The organism is Acidovorax sp. SDU_ACID1, assembly GCF_045291395.1.
Classification (GTDB): Bacteria; Pseudomonadota; Gammaproteobacteria; order Burkholderiales; family Burkholderiaceae_C; genus MR-S7.
On the sequence record NZ_CP152342.1, the window covers coordinates 853,585 to 868,557 of the forward strand.

14 protein-coding genes and 2 pseudogenes are annotated in these 14,973 nt (G+C 69.5%); 10 read left to right on the plus strand and 6 right to left on the minus strand.

Annotation, left to right across the window (positions count from 1 at the left end):
• Positions 1-138: 138 nt before the first annotated feature.
• Positions 139-822 carry a DUF3334 family protein gene (locus AAG689_RS04115; RefSeq protein WP_406624865.1) on the minus strand — a complete coding sequence of 228 codons (684 nt, stop codon included), beginning with the start codon at positions 820-822 and terminating at the stop codon, positions 139-141.
• A gap of 203 nt (positions 823-1,025) precedes the next feature.
• Here AAG689_RS04115 and AAG689_RS04120 point away from each other — a divergent pair, with 203 nt between their 5' ends.
• From AAG689_RS04120 to AAG689_RS04135, 4 genes are all read left to right on the plus strand, one after another.
• A complete protein-coding gene (locus AAG689_RS04120) occupies positions 1,026-1,580 on the plus strand; it encodes a cytochrome b (RefSeq protein WP_020229764.1) in 555 nt (184 codons plus the stop codon).
• Positions 1,581-1,612: 32 nt separating this feature from the next.
• Positions 1,613-2,188: a YceI family protein gene (locus AAG689_RS04125; protein ID WP_020229763.1), complete on the plus strand. Its 576-nt coding sequence runs from the start codon at positions 1,613-1,615 to the stop codon at positions 2,186-2,188.
• Between the two features lie 40 nt (positions 2,189-2,228).
• Entirely contained in the window at positions 2,229-2,807 is a 579-nt protein-coding gene (locus AAG689_RS04130) for a YceI family protein (protein WP_020229762.1), read from the plus strand.
• A 67-nt stretch (positions 2,808-2,874) separates the two neighbouring features.
• Positions 2,875-3,816: a DMT family transporter gene (locus AAG689_RS04135; RefSeq protein WP_406624866.1), complete on the plus strand. Its 942-nt coding sequence runs from the start codon at positions 2,875-2,877 to the stop codon at positions 3,814-3,816.
• Here AAG689_RS04135 and AAG689_RS04140 read toward each other — a convergent pair.
• Entirely contained in the window at positions 3,802-4,527 is a 726-nt protein-coding gene (locus AAG689_RS04140) for a haloacid dehalogenase type II (protein ID WP_406624867.1), read from the minus strand. The genes AAG689_RS04135 and AAG689_RS04140 overlap by 15 nt on opposite strands.
• Before the next feature lie 126 nt (positions 4,528-4,653).
• Here AAG689_RS04140 and AAG689_RS04145 point away from each other — a divergent pair.
• Positions 4,654-5,861 (plus strand): annotated as a pseudogene (locus AAG689_RS04145) (MFS transporter).
• A 69-nt stretch (positions 5,862-5,930) separates the two neighbouring features.
• Here the strand turns inward: AAG689_RS04145 and AAG689_RS04150 are convergent.
• Positions 5,931-6,446, minus strand: a complete 516-nt coding sequence (locus tag AAG689_RS04150) for a nucleoside deaminase (RefSeq protein ID WP_406624868.1) — start codon at positions 6,444-6,446, stop codon at positions 5,931-5,933.
• Positions 6,443-7,447, minus strand: coding sequence for an ABC transporter substrate-binding protein (locus tag AAG689_RS04155; protein WP_406624869.1), 1,005 nt, complete (start codon positions 7,445-7,447; stop codon positions 6,443-6,445). The genes AAG689_RS04150 and AAG689_RS04155 overlap by 4 nt, the downstream gene beginning before the upstream one ends.
• Positions 7,448-7,702: 255 nt before the next feature.
• Here AAG689_RS04155 and AAG689_RS04160 point away from each other — a divergent pair, with 255 nt between their 5' ends.
• Complete coding sequence (locus AAG689_RS04160; protein WP_020229756.1) at positions 7,703-8,719, plus strand: isopenicillin N synthase family oxygenase; 1,017 nt, start codon at positions 7,703-7,705, stop codon at positions 8,717-8,719.
• Positions 8,720-8,754: 35 nt separating this feature from the next.
• Here AAG689_RS04160 and nth read toward each other — a convergent pair whose 3' ends face one another.
• Positions 8,755-9,411, minus strand: a complete 657-nt coding sequence (gene nth / locus AAG689_RS04165; protein ID WP_406624870.1) for an endonuclease III — start codon at positions 9,409-9,411, stop codon at positions 8,755-8,757.
• Entirely contained in the window at positions 9,408-10,343 is a 936-nt protein-coding gene (locus AAG689_RS04170) for a LysR family transcriptional regulator (RefSeq protein WP_406624871.1), read from the minus strand. The genes nth and AAG689_RS04170 overlap by 4 nt, the downstream gene beginning before the upstream one ends.
• Positions 10,344-10,469: 126 nt before the next feature.
• On the opposite strand from AAG689_RS04170, the gene AAG689_RS04175 reads away from it, so the two are divergent.
• The 4 genes and pseudogenes from AAG689_RS04175 to AAG689_RS04190 all read left to right on the plus strand — a co-directional run bounded on the left by AAG689_RS04175 (position 10,470) and on the right by AAG689_RS04190 (position 14,973).
• On the plus strand, positions 10,470-11,924 hold the full coding sequence (locus tag AAG689_RS04175; protein WP_406626286.1) for an amidase: 1,455 nt from the start codon (positions 10,470-10,472) through the stop codon (positions 11,922-11,924).
• Positions 11,925-11,960: 36 nt separating this feature from the next.
• Entirely contained in the window at positions 11,961-12,944 is a 984-nt protein-coding gene (locus tag AAG689_RS04180; RefSeq protein ID WP_406624872.1) for a Bug family tripartite tricarboxylate transporter substrate binding protein, read from the plus strand.
• Positions 12,945-13,002: 58 nt separating this feature from the next.
• A pseudogene (locus tag AAG689_RS04185) lies at positions 13,003-14,189 on the plus strand (PLP-dependent aminotransferase family protein).
• A gap of 16 nt (positions 14,190-14,205) precedes the next feature.
• Positions 14,206-14,973: a lysozyme inhibitor LprI family protein gene (locus AAG689_RS04190; RefSeq protein ID WP_406624873.1), complete on the plus strand. Its 768-nt coding sequence runs from the start codon at positions 14,206-14,208 to the stop codon at positions 14,971-14,973.

Here is a 14,973-nt window from a genome sequence, read left to right on the forward strand (position 1 = left end):
CCTAGGCGCCGTGCTGGGTACCGTCGTCGGTCTGCACGCTCTCATGCCGTAGGACGCAGGGGGAGATTTTTTAGTGAAAAGAGCCGCAGGAGCTTGATAGAAAAGCGCAAGCAGCTATCAATACAGGAGCTGAGAGCGTTACATGCCCAGGGACTTGAGCAGCGCTTCGGTATCCGCATCGGCTGCGGATGCAGGCGGCGCGGCGGGCGCCGGGGCGGCCTGGGCCATCAGCGCGTCGGGGTCGGGCACTTCCTGGGGCTCGAAGTCGTAGAGCTTGATGAACTCGGTGTGGTCGATCGCCATCTCCAGGTAGAAGATGTTGTGGTTGCCGGTGTAGAAGGTCACGCGGCGTGCCTCGGGTTGGTCGAGGTTGGCGTCCACGCTCAGCACGACTTCCTGGTTCAGCACCAGCATCTTGGGCTGGTTCTGCGTGATGTGGGTCTGCAGCTCGCGGCGCACCTTGCCGGTGAAGTCGCCGACCACCTGGTTCATGAGTTCACCCATCACGTTGGCCACTTCGTCGGAGGTGAACGAGGTGGCCAGGTCCTGCTGCGCCATGCCCATGCTCAGCAGGTAGCTCTGGTAGATCTCCATCGCGGCCTGGGCCGAGAAGTTGATGATGACCAGGCCCGAGAAGCCCCCGTCGAAGAGAACGAAGCAGCCGATGTCCGGCTTCAGGCAGGTCTTGGTGATGCGCTGCACCATGCCGGAGTAGTGCACCGCGCCCTGCGTCGCGACCGACAGCACGCGGGTCACGGAATTGCACAGGCTGATCAGCACGTCTTCGGTGCCGTACACGACGGCGTTGTGGGGGGATGTCATGGCGTAGGCGGTGGGAGGGTATGTCACGGTTTGTAGCAGATTCCGCGCAGTGGTGGCGTGCGGCAGAAACGGTGGAGGGTCAAAAAATTTGAACCTTCGCGTCAATTCCATTGAAACTTCGCGCATGAATGCGGCTCTAGACTGCTCAGATCGCGTCGCATGTTGCGGCGCAGCAAACCTCCATGTCTCTTACCGCACGCTCCATGACCGCTTCAACGTCCCGCTACGGCGCCACCGCCATGGCCTTGCACTGGGTGCTGGGCGCCGCCATCGTGGCGGCGCTGTGCGTGGGCTGGTACATGACGGGGCTGCCGTTCTCCCCGCAGCGGCTCAAGCTCTACAACTGGCACAAGTGGGCGGGCGTGGCGATCCTGGCGCTGTCGGCCGTGCGCCTGCTGTGGCGCCTGACGCACCGCCCGCCGGCGCTGCCCGCCGCGGTGCAGGCCGCCATGCCGCGCTGGCAGCAGGTGGCGCACCACGGCACGCATCATGCGCTGTACGCGCTGTTCCTGATCGTGCCGCTGGTGGGCTGGGCCTATAGCTCGGCGGCGGGCTTTCCGATCGTCTTCCTGGGGCTGGTGCAGCTGCCCGATTTCGTGCCGGTGAACAAGGAGCTGGCCGAGGCCATCAAGCCCTGGCATGCCGTTTTCGCCTATGCCCTGGCGGTGCTGGTGCTGCTCCACGTGGCGGCGGCGCTCAAGCACCAGTTCATCGACCGCGATGGCCTGATCGGGCGCATGTGGCCCGGGCGCGGTTGAGCCTTTTCCTTTTCTTTTCGATGGAGCGTTCCATGAAGTTTTCGACCCCCCTGACTTGCCTGGCGCTGGGCTGTGCCGCCGTACTGGCGGGTGCGCCCGCCTGGGCGCAGCAGAAGCTCGTGCCCGGGCAGAGCGAGATCGCCTTCGTGAGCAAGCAGATGGGCGTGCCGGTGGAGGGCAAGTTCACGAAGTTCGATGCGCAACTGGCTTTCGACCCCGCCAAGCCGGCGTCGAGCTCGGTGGCGTTCACGGTGGATACCGGCAGCGCCACGCTGGGCGTCAAGGAAACCGATGCCGAACTGCCCAAGCCCACCTGGTTCAACGTGCCCAAGTTCCCGCAGGCGACCTTCCGATCCACCGCCATCAAGGCCGTGGGGGCCGGCAAGTACGAAGTGGCCGGCAAGCTCAGCATCAAGGGCGCGGCGCAGGACGTGGTGGTGCCGGTCACCCTCACGCAGAGCGGCGCGCTGACCACGGCCACCGGCGCCTTCGCCATCAAGCGCCTGGCCTTCAAGATCGGCGAGAACGAGTGGGCGGACACGTCCATGGTCGCTGACGAGGTGCAGGTCAAGTTCAAGCTCGCGCTCACGGGCGTGGGCAAGCTGTGACGTTTTCCTTCCTCCATCCTTTTCATTAGGAGATTCCGACATGCGCACTTCCTTCATCGCACTGGCCGCCGTGGCCGCCACCATGGCCATGGGCGCCGCGCGGGCTGAAACCGCCACCTATGCCGTGGACCCGACCCACACCTTCGCCACGTTCGAGATCAGCCACTTCGGCGCCAGCGTGAACCGTGGCCGCTTCGACAAGAAGGAAGGCACCGTCCAGCTCGACAAGGCCGCCAAGACCGGCAAGGTGGACATCACCTTCCAGATCAACTCCATCAACACCGGCACGCCGCCCTTCGACAAGCACCTGCAGAGCGCCGACATCTTCGACGCTGCCAAGCACCCCACGGCCCGCTTCGTGGGCGACAAGTTCACGTTCGACGGCGACAAGCTGGCCTCCGTGGCCGGCAGCCTGACGCTCAAGGGCCAGACCCACCCCGTCACCTTCAAGGCCAACCAGTTCGCCTGCTACGACAGCCCCATGCTCAAGCGCGAAGTCTGCGGCGGCGACTTCGAAACCACCATCGACCGCACCCTGTTCGGCCTGGACTACGGCGTGCAATACGGCTTCCCGAAGAACGTGCGCATCGTGGCGCAGATCGAGGCCGTCAAGCAGTAAACGCGCGCCTCGCGCATACTCAGTGCCTGCCAAGGGCTGGCGCCATCAAGGCGCCAGCCCTTTTCCTTTGCTTCTTTCGCGCAGTCCCGTGCCGGTCGCTTCTTCTCCTCCCTCTCACCCATGGGCCGGCATCGTCCTGCTGATCCTGGCCATGTGGACCCTGTCCTGCCTGGACGCCACCGGCAAGTGGCTGATGGCGGCAGGGCTGCCGCTGCTGGTGCTGTCCTGGGTGCGCTACGCGGTCCACCTGCTGCTGGTGCTGGCTCTGGTGCTGCCCCTGCGCGGGCCGGGTGTGCTGCGCAGCAAGCGCCCGCGCGAGCAGGTGCTGCGCGGCGTGGCCATGCTGATGGCCACGCTGATGTTCTTCAGCGCGCTGCGCTACCTGCCGCAGGCGGAGGCCACGGCCATCAACTTCCTCGCGCCGATGATCGTGCTGGCCCTGGCCCCCTGGCTGCTGCGCGAGCCGCCGCGCCTGTCGCGCTGGGTGGCATGCGGCGTGGCCTTTGCCGGAGTGCTGGTCATCGTGCGGCCGGGCGGCGGGCTGCATCCGCTGGGCGTGGCGCTGGGCCTGTTCACGGCCTGCTGCATGGCGGCGCAGTACATCGCCACGCGCCGCGTGGCGGCGGACGACCCGTTCACCTCCATCGTCTGGAGCGGCGCAGTCGGCACCGTGTGCCTGACGCTGGCGCTGCCCTGGTATCTGCCGCAGGCGCTGCCGGTGCTCAAGGCGCTGGGACCGGCGCAATGGGCGCTGCTGGTCTCTACGGGCGTCTCGGGCGCGCTGGGCCACCTGCTGCAGATCGGCGCCTACCGCAATGCGGGCGCGTCCACGCTGGCACCGTTCGTATACCTGCAGATCATCAGCGCGTCCGCCGTGGGCTGGCTGGTGTGGGGGCACTTCCCGGACGCGCTGACGTGGCTGGGCATCGCCATCATCTGCGCCAGCGGCATGGGCATCGGCTGCCTGGAGTGGCGGCGCGGCCGCGCGCTGGCGTCAGCCGGCCGATAGCTGCTGCGCCAGCGCCACCAGGCTGGCGGCATGCAGGTCGTTGCCGGCACGGGGCGTCACGTCCTTGACGTGCCCCGCGCCGAACTCCAGCGGCCGCTCGATGTACGCCGTGCGCAGCCCGCAGGCGCGGGCGGCCTCCAGGTCGTCGTGGTGCGCGGCCACCAGCATCACCTGCTCGGGCCGCAGGTCGAACACCTGCGCCACACCCAGGTAGGTGGCCGGATCGGGCTTGTAGGCGCGGAAGACCTCGGCGCTCAACACGCAGTCCCAGGGCAGGCCGGCGCGCTTGGCCATGTTCGTCAGCAGGCCGATGTTGCCGTTGGACAGCGGCGTGATGGTGAAGCGGCGCTTGAGCAGCGTCAGTCCCTCCACGCTGTCGGGCCATGCATCCAGCCGGTGCCACACGCGGTTGAGGTGCCGGCGCGCGGCCTCGTCCAGATGCGCGAGGCCGAAGCGCGGCAGGATCCCGGCGAGGATCAGCCGGTGCAGTTCGTCGATGCGCGTCCAGCCCAGCTCGCCGCTGCGCACGCGTTGCATGGCGGGCTGGTAGCCCGCGCGCCAGGCGAGGGCGAAGGCGTCGGCATCCACTTCCGGATGCAGCGCCTGCATCTCGCGCACGATGCTGCCGTGCCAGTCCACGACGGTGCCGAAGACGTCGAAGGCCAGCACCTGCACGGTGGCGGCGATGCCGTGCGTGGGGGAGGTGGTCATGTCTCTCGTTCTTCAAGGGAAGGGGCCGCCAGCGTAGCGGATTCCCGTGCGCCTGCGCGGGTGGGTGGTGCGTGCTAAGGTCGCGCGCATCCAAGGGTTAACCCTTGATTTTCTCCCGCCGTTCCAATGTCCGTTTCCTCTCCCCCCTTGTCTACCGCCGATGCTGCCGCGACCGACGAGCGCACGCTCGTGCGCGCCGTGCTCGCCATGGGCCTGGGCGGCTTTTCCATCGGCACGGGCGAGTTCGTCATCATGGGCCTGCTGCCCGAGGTGGCGCGCGACATGGGCGTGAGCATTCCGCAGGCCGGCCACCTCATCAGCGCCTATGCGCTGGGCGTGGTGGTGGGCGCGCCGGTGCTGGCGGTGCTCGCGGCGCACTGGGGACGGCGGGCGCTGCTGATGGCGCTGATGGCCGTCTATGCGCTGGGCAACTTCGCCTCGGCGCTGGCGCCGGGCCTCGGCGCGCTGGCCGCGCTGCGGCTGATGAGCGGGCTGCCGCACGGCACGTATTTCGGCGTGGCGGCGCTGGTGGCGGCGGCGCTGGCGCGGCCCAACCAGCGCGCGCGGGCCGTGGGCTGGGTGATGCTGGGGCTGACCAGCGCCACGCTGGTGGGCGTGCCCATCGCGGCCACGCTGGGCGAGCATTTCGGCTGGCGCGCGGCATTCGCCTTCGTGGGCGCCATCGCCGTGGCGGCCGTGGTGATGGTGCACCGCTGGGTGCCGGCCATGCCCGCGCCGCGCGGCGCGAGCCGCTGCGCGAGCTGGGAGCGCTGGCGCGCAGGCAGGTGTGGTTCACGCTGGGCATCGGCGCCATCGGCTTCGGCGGCATGTTCTCGGTATTCAGCTACATCAAGCCCACGCTGATCGAGGTGGCGGGCATGCCGCAGGCCGTGGTGCCGCTGGCGCTCTCGCTGTTCGGGCTTGGCATGGTGGCGGGCAACCTCGTGGGCTCGCGCATGGCGGACAAGGCGCTCATGCCTACGGTCGGCAAGCTGCTCGCGTGGTCGATCGTGGTGATGGTGCTGTTCGTGCCCGCCGCACACCACCCGCTGGCAGCCGCGATCGCCACCTTCGCGCTGGGCACGCTGGTGGCCATCGGCCCGGCCTTGCAGATCCGGCTGATGGACGTGGCGGGCGATGCGCAGACGCTGGCCGCCGCGCTCAACCACTCGGCCTTCAATGCGGCCAATGCGCTGGGCGCGTGGCTCGGCGGGCTGGCGATCGCCGCCGGGCTGGGCTGGACATCCACCGCGTGGGTGGGCGCGCTGCTGGGCCTGGGCGGGCTGGGCATGTTCGCCTGGGCGCTGGCGAGCGAGCGCCGCGCGCGGGGTTGATGCTTCTCTTTCGATAGCTGCCAGCGCTTGATGGACAAGCGCTGGAGGCCTATTTCACTGATATTTTCGTCAGGTCTTCCACGCGCCCGCGTGCGAGGCCGAGGCCTCCTCGACCAGCGCCGGGCCGATGCACTCGATGGCGTGGGGCGAGGCGCGGAACACGTCGCGGCACGACAGCTCCGCGTCACGCTGGTCCTGCCGCTCGCCGCGGAACGCGCGCAGCCGCTCGGCGTCGATGCCGAAGACCACGCGGCCGATGTTGGCCCAGAAGATCGCGCCCGCGCACATCACGCAGGGTTCTGCCGACGAGTACAGCGTGGCCTGCGCCAATTCCTCGCGCGGGTGCTTCGGGCTGGCGATGCGGATTGCCGAGACCTCGGCATGCGCGGTGCAGTCGCCCGTCTCCCAGTTGGCGTTGCTGGCCTCGGCCAGCACCTCGCCCTGCGGGCCGACGATGACGGCGCCGAAGGGCCGGGGGCTGCCGCGCTCGCGCGAGCGGGTGGCGAGCCCGATGGCGTGGCGCAGGTAGCGGCCGTCGCGTTCGGACAGGGGCGCTTCCTGCGGCAGTGCATCGCGCCCTGTCATGCGGCCACCTTGCGGTCTGCCGGCAGGAAGGCGGGATTGAAGATGCGCTCGGGCGCGGGCTTGCGCGGCAGCGCGAAGACGGTGGCGACCTCGTCCACCTGCCGGGCGAGCACTGCTGCCTGCACGCCGCCGAGGCCGTGGGCCTGCACCTCGGGGGTGAGCAGGTACTGGCGCGTGATGGCCCAGCGGGCGCGCTCGGTCTCGGCGTGGAGGATGACCTCGCGGGCCTTCACCGCGTCCAGCGCCGCATCGGGCCGGGCCAGCGTCTCGCGCAGCGCGCGGTGCGTGGCGCGTACGAAGGCGCGCGCGGCTTCGGGGCGCTCCTGCAGCAGCTTGCCGGCGAGCAGCGCGTTGCCGTAGAGCTGCAGGCCGGTCTGGCCGAAGCCGAGCACCGACAGGTCCTTCTCGGGCATGCGCGCGAACAGCGACACGGCGGAGTCGTGGAAGTAGGTGGCCGCGTCCACGTCGCCGCGCACCATGACGTTGTCGCGCGCGCTGAAATCGGTGGTCACCCATGCGAACAGGTCGGGCGAGGTACCGAGCGCGCGTGCCGCCATGGGCCAGCAGCGGCGCGTGGCCTCCACCGCGGCAGCGGCGACCTTCTTGCCCTTGAGCGACTGGAAGTCGCCGGTGATGCCGCGGTCTTTGCGGCCGATGATGACGAAGGGCGCGCGGTTGTAGTACTGGTAGATGGCCTGCGCCGGCGTGTCGGGGTTGGCCGCATGGAATTCGACGAGCGAGCTGATGTCGCCCAGGCCCAGGTCGTAGGCGCCGCTGGCCACGCGCGTGATCGAGGCGACGGAGCCCGCGCCCACGTCGATGCTGACGGCCAGCCCTTCATCCTTGTAGTAGCCCTTGGAGAGCGCCAGGAAGAACGGCGCCGTCTGGCTGGTCACGCGGAAGTCCAGCGTGAACTTGATCGGCGTGAGGCCCTGCGCCCGCGCGGCGGGCAGGGCGACGGAACTGGCGAGGGTGGAGGCGAGGAAGTGGCGGCGTTGCATGGCGGTGGCTCCGAAAAGAGGGCGGTGGGGAACTGAGCAATTTCCGGGCGACGGCGGGTCCCGCCGTGCTGAACGCTTCTACTCGCCGGCCTGCGTTGCATGAAGCGTGCCCATCGCGGCGCACCACTTCGGTGATTTGTGCTGGCCCGCCGTTTGCATGCACCGGGCGCGAGAGTAGAAGCGTTCAGCCGGGCCGCAGGCCGCCCGCGCGGGTCATTGCTCTTGTTTCCCGCAATCCACTGAACGAGGACACACATGACCCAGACCACCACCACGCCCTACAACCCTGAAGTCGCCCCCGACGTACGCAGCGAGCTGGCCAAGGAGGCCGGCATGGGCGGCATGGGCACCGAATCGGCGCGCGAGGTGCGCGTGATCGACCTGTCCCATTTCGAGGCGCGCAAGCACGAGATCGCCGAGCAGATCTGGAGCGCGTCGGTCGACATCGGCTTCTTCCAGGTCAGCCACCACGGCATTCCGCTGGAAGACATCCGCGCCGCGTTCGAGCGCGCCGCCGCATTCTTCGCGCTGCCGGCAGAGACCAAGGCGCAATGGCCGCTGGCGCGCAACGCGGGCTGGGAGCACAAGGCGCAGATCCGCCCCTCCACGCGCACGCCCGACCAGAAGGAGTCGTACCAGCTCACGCGCCCGCGCATGGAAGGCCTGTGGCCCGGCGAGGCCGAGCTGCCTGGCTTCAAGGAGGCCACGCTGGCCTTCGAGCGCCAGTGCTGGGAAGTCGCGATGCAGCTGCTTTCGTGCTTCGCCTACAAGCTCGGCTTTGCGGACGACTTCTTCACCCAGGCGCACGACCCCGAAAGCCCCGGCTACCAGAGCACGCTGCGCATGCTGCACTACTTCGCCGTCGATCCCGCGCTCAAGGACGAACTGGGCCTGTGGCGCGCGGGCGCGCACACCGATTTCGATTGCCTGACGCTGCTGTTCCAGCGCCCCGGCGAAGGCGGCCTGCAGGTGCTGCCCGGCAAGGAGATGGCCGACCGCGCGTGGACGAGCGTGCAGCCGGTGGAGGGCGTCATCACCTGCAACATCGGCGACATGCTCATGCGCTGGAGCGACGACCTGCTTCCGAGCAATTTCCACCGCGTGCGCAACCCGCTGCCGCATGAATACCAAGGGGCGCGCTACAGCCTGGCATTCTTCGCGCAGGCCAACGAGGACGCGGTCATCGAAGGGCCGCGCAGGAAGTACCCGCCCGTCACGGGCGCGGAGTACCTGCGCCAGCGCATCAGTGCGAACTTTTCCAACCGGTATTGAAGCAAGTCCTGGAGCGGTGCCGTATGCGCAAGCAGCTACGGTTTTTGATTGACGCCGGGCGGTGGCGTCTTGGGCTGATAGTCGCACCAGGGAGCCACAATGCATTCCCAGCAGCGCGGCTTGCGCGCCTGGCACACGTAGCGGCCCAGCAGGATCAGCCAGTGGTGCGAGTCCACCGCATAGGCGGGTGGCACGCGCTTGAGCAGTTGCATCTCCACCGCCAGCGGGTTCTTGCCCGGCGCCAGGCCCGTGCGGTTGCCCACCCGGAAGATGTGCGTGTCCACGGCCATGGTGGGCTGGCCGAAGGCCACGTTCAGCACCACGTTGGCCGTCTTGCGGCCCACGCCCGGCAGCGCCTCCAGTTCCTCGCGCGTGCGCGGCACCTGGCCGCCGTGTCGCTCCACGAGGATGCGGCAGGTCTCCAGGAGGTTGCGGGCCTTGGTACGGTACAGGCCGATGGTCTTGATGTAGCCCTCCAGCCGTTCCAGCCCCAGGTCCAGCACGGCCTGGGGCGTGCCCGCGACCGGGAACAGTTTGCGCGTGGCCTTGTTCACGCCCACGTCGGTGGCCTGGGCCGACAGCAGCACGGCGGCGAGCAACTCGAAGGGAGTGGTGTATTCCAGCTCGGTGTTGGGCTGCGGGTTGGCGGCCTTGAGCGCGGCGAAGAAGGGTTCGATGTCCGTGGTTTTCATGGGGTGTCGGGCATTGTCGTCGAGCCGGGCGCGGGCAGCAGGGCGCGGACATGGTCCACGAAGGCGCGCACGCCCTCGGGCAGCGTGCGGCCCGCCAGCGTTTGCAGCTCGATTGCGCGCCCGCTCAGGGCGCGCTCGCGGATCAGCGCCGCGTGCAGCTCGCCGCGGCGCACGCGCTCGCGCACCGTGACTTCTCCGCCGAGCGCGATCCCGCCGCCGTGCAGCACGAAGTGCGTGAGCGCTTCGAACTGGCTGGTGACCAGGGCGGGTTCGAAGACCAAGCGGCGCTGGCTGCAGGCGATGTCGAAGAGCTGGCGGGCGGTGTTGTCGCCCTCGGGCACGGCGATGGGGTAGGGGCGCATCTGCGCGAGGGTCACGCCGGCGTGGCGCGCCAGCGGGTGGCTGGGCAGCATGGTGACGATCACGGGGGCCACCTGGCGATGCTGCACCTCGATGTCGCGCTGCGCGGCGCGGCTGTAGGTCAGGCCGATGTCGGCGTCGCCGTCGAGCACGGCCTGGGTCACGGCCGTGGGCGCGGCGGTGCGCAGATGGAACTGCATGCCGGGATGGCGAGCGCGGAACAGGGCGATCGCGCGCGGCAGGAATTCGATGGCGAAGCCGGCGGAGCTGTACAGCCGCACCAGCCCGCGCCGCAGCCCCTGCAGCGCCTGGATGTCGGAGACCACGCGGTCGGCCTCCAGCGCGCCGCGCCGCGCGTGGGCCGCCAGCAGCTCGCCCGCGGGGCTGGGCACCATGCCGCGCGGGCGGCGCTCGAACAGCGGCACGCCCAGCAGGTCTTCCAGGCCCGCCACCTGGCGGCTCACGGCCGAGGGAGAGACGCTGAGTCGCGCGGCGGCCTCGCTGACCGAGCCGGTGCGCACCACCTCGAGGAAGTAGCGCAGCGCGGTGTCCTGCAGGCGATGGGCAAGCATGGCGGGGTCTTTCATGCTTTGCGAAAAACGCAAAGCGGCATCAATAAAACGGCGATTGTCGAAACGCGGGAGGCTGCGTATCCTGCCCTGGCATCGGCTTGCCCACATGAGGAGTTTCATGGATTCATCCCCCCCCTGGCCCGCGCGGACGAGATCGTCGAATGGACGGCGACCGCACTGTCGCAGGCCATCCACGCACGTGCGCTGTCGTGCGTGGAGGTGCTCGATGCCTACTGCGCGCAGATCGACCGGCTCAACCCCGTGGTCAACGCCCTCGTGGCGTTCGCGGACTGCGATGTGCTGCGCGCCCAGGCGCGCGGCCTGGACGAGCGCCTGGCGCGGGGCGAGAGTTTGGGGCCTCTGCACGGCTTTCCGCAGGCGCCCAAGGACATCATGCCCGTGGCGGGCATGGTGACGACCAAGGGCTCGCCCATCTTCGCGGGCCAGGTGCCGCAGGCCGACGCCGTCGTCTTCGAGCGCATGCGCGCCGGCGGCAGCCTGTTCGTGGCGCGCACCAATTCGCCGGAGTTCGGCCTGGGCGGCCACACCTACAACCCGGTCTACGGCACCACGCGCAACGCGTTCGATCCGGCGCGCTCGGCCGGCGGCAGCAGCGGCGGGGCCGGGGTGGCCGTGGCGCTGCGCATGCTGCCGGTGGCCGACGGGTCGGACATGATGGGCTCGCTGCGCACGCCGGCGGCGTTCAACAACGTCTATGGCCTGCGCACGTCCGTCGGCTGCGTGCCGCACGGGCCCACGGAAGAGGTGTTTTTCCAGCAGTTCAGCGTGGCGGGCCCCATGGCGCGCAACATCCCCGATCTGGCGCTGCTGCTGTCGGTGCAGGCCGGGTTCGACGCGCGCCTGCCGCTCACGCGCCGCAGCGAAGGGCGGCAGGACTGGTCTGCCGCATTGGAGCGCGGCTGGCGCGGCGCGCGCATCGGCTGGCTGGGCGATTTGAACGGCCACCTGCCCACCGAGCCAGGCCTGCTGGACACCTGCCGCGCCGCGCTGCGGCATTTTGCCGACATCGGCTGCGCGGTGGAGGAGGTGGTGCCTGCTTTCGACTTCGAGCGGCTGTGGAACGCCTGGATCGACCTGCGCAGCTTCGCCGTGGCGGGTGCCAACGGGCCGCTCTGCGACGACCCGGCCAAGCGCGCGCTGCTCAAGGCCGAGGCCGTGTGGGAGATCAAGCGCGGCCGTGCGCTCTCCGCCATGCAGGTGTACGACGCGGCCCGCGTGCGCTCGGCCTGGTACGAGACGCTGCGCCGCCTGTTCGACACCTACGACTTCCTGGTCCTGCCTGCTGCCCAGGTGTTCCCGTTCGACGCCACGCTCGACTGGCCCCACGCCGTGGGCGGCCGCGCCATGGACACCTACCACCGCTGGATGCAATGCGTGGTGCCCGCCACCATGGCCGGCCTGCCCGCGCTCGCAGCCCCCGCGGGCTTCGGGCCGCAAGGGCTGCCCGCGGGCCTGCAGATCATCGGCCCCGCGCAAGCCGACCTGGCGGTGCTGCAGATCGGCCACGCTTATGACCAGGCCAGCGGCTATGCGCGCCAGCGCAGCCCGTTGCTCGGCTGAACCGACCCACGAACCATCCAAAAGGAGACATCTGCCATGGCCTTGCTTTCCCGTTCCCGCTTTCTCGCCTGCCTCGCCGCCGGCGCTGCCGTCCTGGCCGCGCCAGCGGCCTTCGCGCAGCACTACCCGGACCGGCCGATCAAGCTGATCGTGCCCTTCGCGCCCGGCGGCGCCACCGACATCCTGGGGCGGCTGCTGGCCACGGGCCTTTCGGACAAGCTCGGCCAGCCCGTGATCGTCGAGAACCGCCCGGGCGCGGGCACGGTGGTTGCGGGCGGCATCGTGGCCAAGGCGCCGCCCGACGGCTACACGCTGTTCCTCGGCGCCAGCACTACGCTCACGCACAACCCAGCCATCCGCACGTCGCTGCCCTACGACCCGCTGCGCAGCTTCACGCCGCTGGGCCTGGTGGCCGACATGGGCCTGGTGCTCGTGGCGCACAACGACACGCCGGGCCGCACGCTGCAGGAGCTGGTGGCGCTGACGAAGGCCGCGCCCGACAAGTTCTCGTACGGCTCGTACGGCACGGGCTCGTCGGTGCACTTCGGCGGCGAGATGCTCAAGACTGCCACGGGGCTCAAGGCCATGCACGTGCCGTTCAACGGCAGCTCGCCGAGCCTGACCGCGCTCATGGGTGGCCAGGTGCAACTGGCGGTGGACACGGTGGTGGCCACCACTCCGCTCATCAAGGCCGGCAAGATCCGCCCCATCGCTACGCTGGGCGGCCAGCGCCTGCCGCTGCTGCCCCAGGTGCCCACGGTGGCGGAGAGCGGCTATCCTGGTTTCCACATGGACACGTGGTTCGCCTTCCTCGCGCCCGCCGGGCTGCCCGCGCCCATCCGGCAGAAGGTGGAGAAGGCCCTGGCCGACGTGATGGCCGATGCCGCGCTGCGCCAGAAGCTGGTGGACATCGGCCTCTCGCCCGCCTGGGGCCCGGGCAGCGCGCTACAGGAGCGCATCGAGCGCGAACTGCCGCTGATGCGCGCGGTGGCGGCGCGCTCGGACATCCGGGTCGATTGACCCCGGCGCGCGGCGCATTGGCGACAATGGCGGCTTTGCCACCCTCCGCCATCGTCCCATGCAATTCGCCGACCGTCTGAACAAGGTAGAAACCTCCGCCATCCGCGAGCTGTTCAAGCTGCTGGGCAAGCCCGGCATCATCAGCTTCGCGGGCGGCTTTCCCGACAGCGCCATGTTCGACGTGGACGGCATCCGCGAGGCCAGCCAGCGGGCCCTGGCCGAGGAGCCTGGCTCCGCCCTGCAATATGGCGCCACCGAGGGCTACCAGCCGCTGCGCGAGCAGCTCGGCCTTCATGGCCGCCAAGGGGGCCAAAGACGTGGCGCCCGAGCAGCTCATCGTCACCACGGGCAGCCAGCAGGCGCTGGACCTGCTGGGCAAGACCCTGATCAGCCCCGGCGACAAGGTGATCGTCGAGGGGCCCACGTTCCTGGCCACCATCCAGTGCTTCCGCCTGTACGGCGCGGAGCTCATCAGCGCGCCCATCGACGGCGACGGCGTGAAGACGGACGCGCTGGAAAAGCTCATCGCTGAACACCAGCCCAAGTTCGTCTATCTGATCCCCACCTTCGGCAACCCCAGCGGCGCCATGCTGAGTCTGGAGCGCCGCAGGAAGGTACTGGAGCTGGCCGTGAAGTACCAGACGCTGATCGTCGAGGACGATCCCTACGGCGACCTGTACTTCGGCGACGCCCCCCGCCCAGCCTGCTCGCGCTTACGCCCGAGGTGCCGGGCAGCCGCGAACTGGTGGCGCACTGCGGCAGCTTGAGCAAGGTGCTCTCGCCCGGCCTGCGCGTGGGCTGGCTCATCGCGCCGTCCGAATTGCTGGCCAAGGCCACGATGTGCAAGCAGTTCAGCGACGCGCACACCAGCACCTTCGCCCAGGCCACGGCCGCGCAGTACCTCAAGGCCGGCCGCATGCCCGGCACGCTGGCCCATGTGCGCGCCGTGTACGCCGAGCGCGCCCAGGCCATGGGCGACGCGCTGCGGAGCGAACTCGGCGCGGCCGTCGAGTTCGTCCAGCCGCAGGGGGGCTTTTCGTGTGGGCGCGCCTCACGGGTGCGACCGGCGCGGTGGCCGATGGCAACGTGCTCGCCAAGCGCGCCATCGACAAGGGCGTGGCCTTCGTTCCGGGCACGCCGTTCTTCTGCGCCAACCCCGACCACGCCACGCTGCGCCTGTCCTTCGCCACGGCCGGCGTGGACAAGATCCGCGAAGGCGTGGCGCGCCTGGGCCAGGCCGTTTGAAGTCGCCTGCCTGAAGATGAAGACGCTGGCGCCTTCTGTGCTGCTGTGGCTGGGGCTGCTGTGCGGCATGGTGGCCCGAGCCGAGGAGCCGGCCGTGCCTGCCCCCGGATTCGACTGCCAGCGGGCCGAGAAGGTGGTGGAGCATTGGGTCTGCGCCAACGCCGGGCTGATGCAGGCCGACCAGCGCTTGACGGAGGCCTACAGAACCGCGCAGGCCAAGCCCGACGGCGACGCCGCACTGGCCGCCCTGCGGGCCGGCCAATTGCGCTGGCTACGCGTGCGCAACCGCTGCGAAAGCCAAGGCTGCGTGGCCGAAGCCTATGCACGGCGCACCGCCGAGCTGCAGGCATCCAACCGCCGCGTGCTGGCGCTGGACGGCAAGGCATTCGTGCCGGTGTTCTCGCGCACGCTGGCGCAGGTCAACGATACGCGGGCCGTGCACGGCATTCCGCTGCGGCGCGCGCAGCCCACGGCTATCCAGGTGGAGCTGTTCATCGACCCGCAAGATGCCCGGCCCTGGCGAGAGGGCGGCCCGGGTGCGCGCATCGCGTGCTGGCCGCCAGACCGGCGTGAGGGCTATGCGTCACGCTTCCACTACGAGGCCCGCTCATGGGGCGATGCATTCCGTCCTGTCGAGCGCGGCGGACGCCAGGGCTTCATCCTGCTGCGATTCGTGCTGGGCAAGGACTTGCCGCTGAACGAAGACATCCTTTGCACTGTGGCGCTGACCGAGTGGCTGCTGGATCAGCCCAGCCAGCTTCATCTGGTCGAATCCACATACTGA

Bases quoted from the DNA above. Each gene is read 5' to 3' on its own strand.
- AAG689_RS04115 (WP_406624865.1), bottom strand. From the start codon at position 822: ATGACATCCCCCCACAACGCCGTCGTGTACGGCACCGAAGACGTGCTG.
- AAG689_RS04120 (WP_020229764.1), top strand. From the start codon at position 1,026: ATGACCGCTTCAACGTCCCGCTACGGCGCCACCGCCATGGCCTTGCAC.
- AAG689_RS04125 (WP_020229763.1), top strand. From the start codon at position 1,613: ATGAAGTTTTCGACCCCCCTGACTTGCCTGGCGCTGGGCTGTGCCGCC.
- AAG689_RS04130 (WP_020229762.1), top strand. From the start codon at position 2,229: ATGCGCACTTCCTTCATCGCACTGGCCGCCGTGGCCGCCACCATGGCC.
- AAG689_RS04140 (WP_406624867.1), bottom strand. From the start codon at position 4,527: ATGACCACCTCCCCCACGCACGGCATCGCCGCCACCGTGCAGGTGCTG.
- AAG689_RS04150 (WP_406624868.1), bottom strand. From the start codon at position 6,446: ATGACAGGGCGCGATGCACTGCCGCAGGAAGCGCCCCTGTCCGAACGC.
- AAG689_RS04155 (WP_406624869.1), bottom strand. From the start codon at position 7,447: ATGCAACGCCGCCACTTCCTCGCCTCCACCCTCGCCAGTTCCGTCGCC.
- AAG689_RS04160 (WP_020229756.1), top strand. From the start codon at position 7,703: ATGACCCAGACCACCACCACGCCCTACAACCCTGAAGTCGCCCCCGAC.
- nth (WP_406624870.1), bottom strand. From the start codon at position 9,411: ATGAAAACCACGGACATCGAACCCTTCTTCGCCGCGCTCAAGGCCGCC.
- AAG689_RS04170 (WP_406624871.1), bottom strand. From the start codon at position 10,343: ATGCTTGCCCATCGCCTGCAGGACACCGCGCTGCGCTACTTCCTCGAG.
- AAG689_RS04180 (WP_406624872.1), top strand. From the start codon at position 11,961: ATGGCCTTGCTTTCCCGTTCCCGCTTTCTCGCCTGCCTCGCCGCCGGC.
- AAG689_RS04190 (WP_406624873.1), top strand. From the start codon at position 14,206: ATGAAGACGCTGGCGCCTTCTGTGCTGCTGTGGCTGGGGCTGCTGTGC.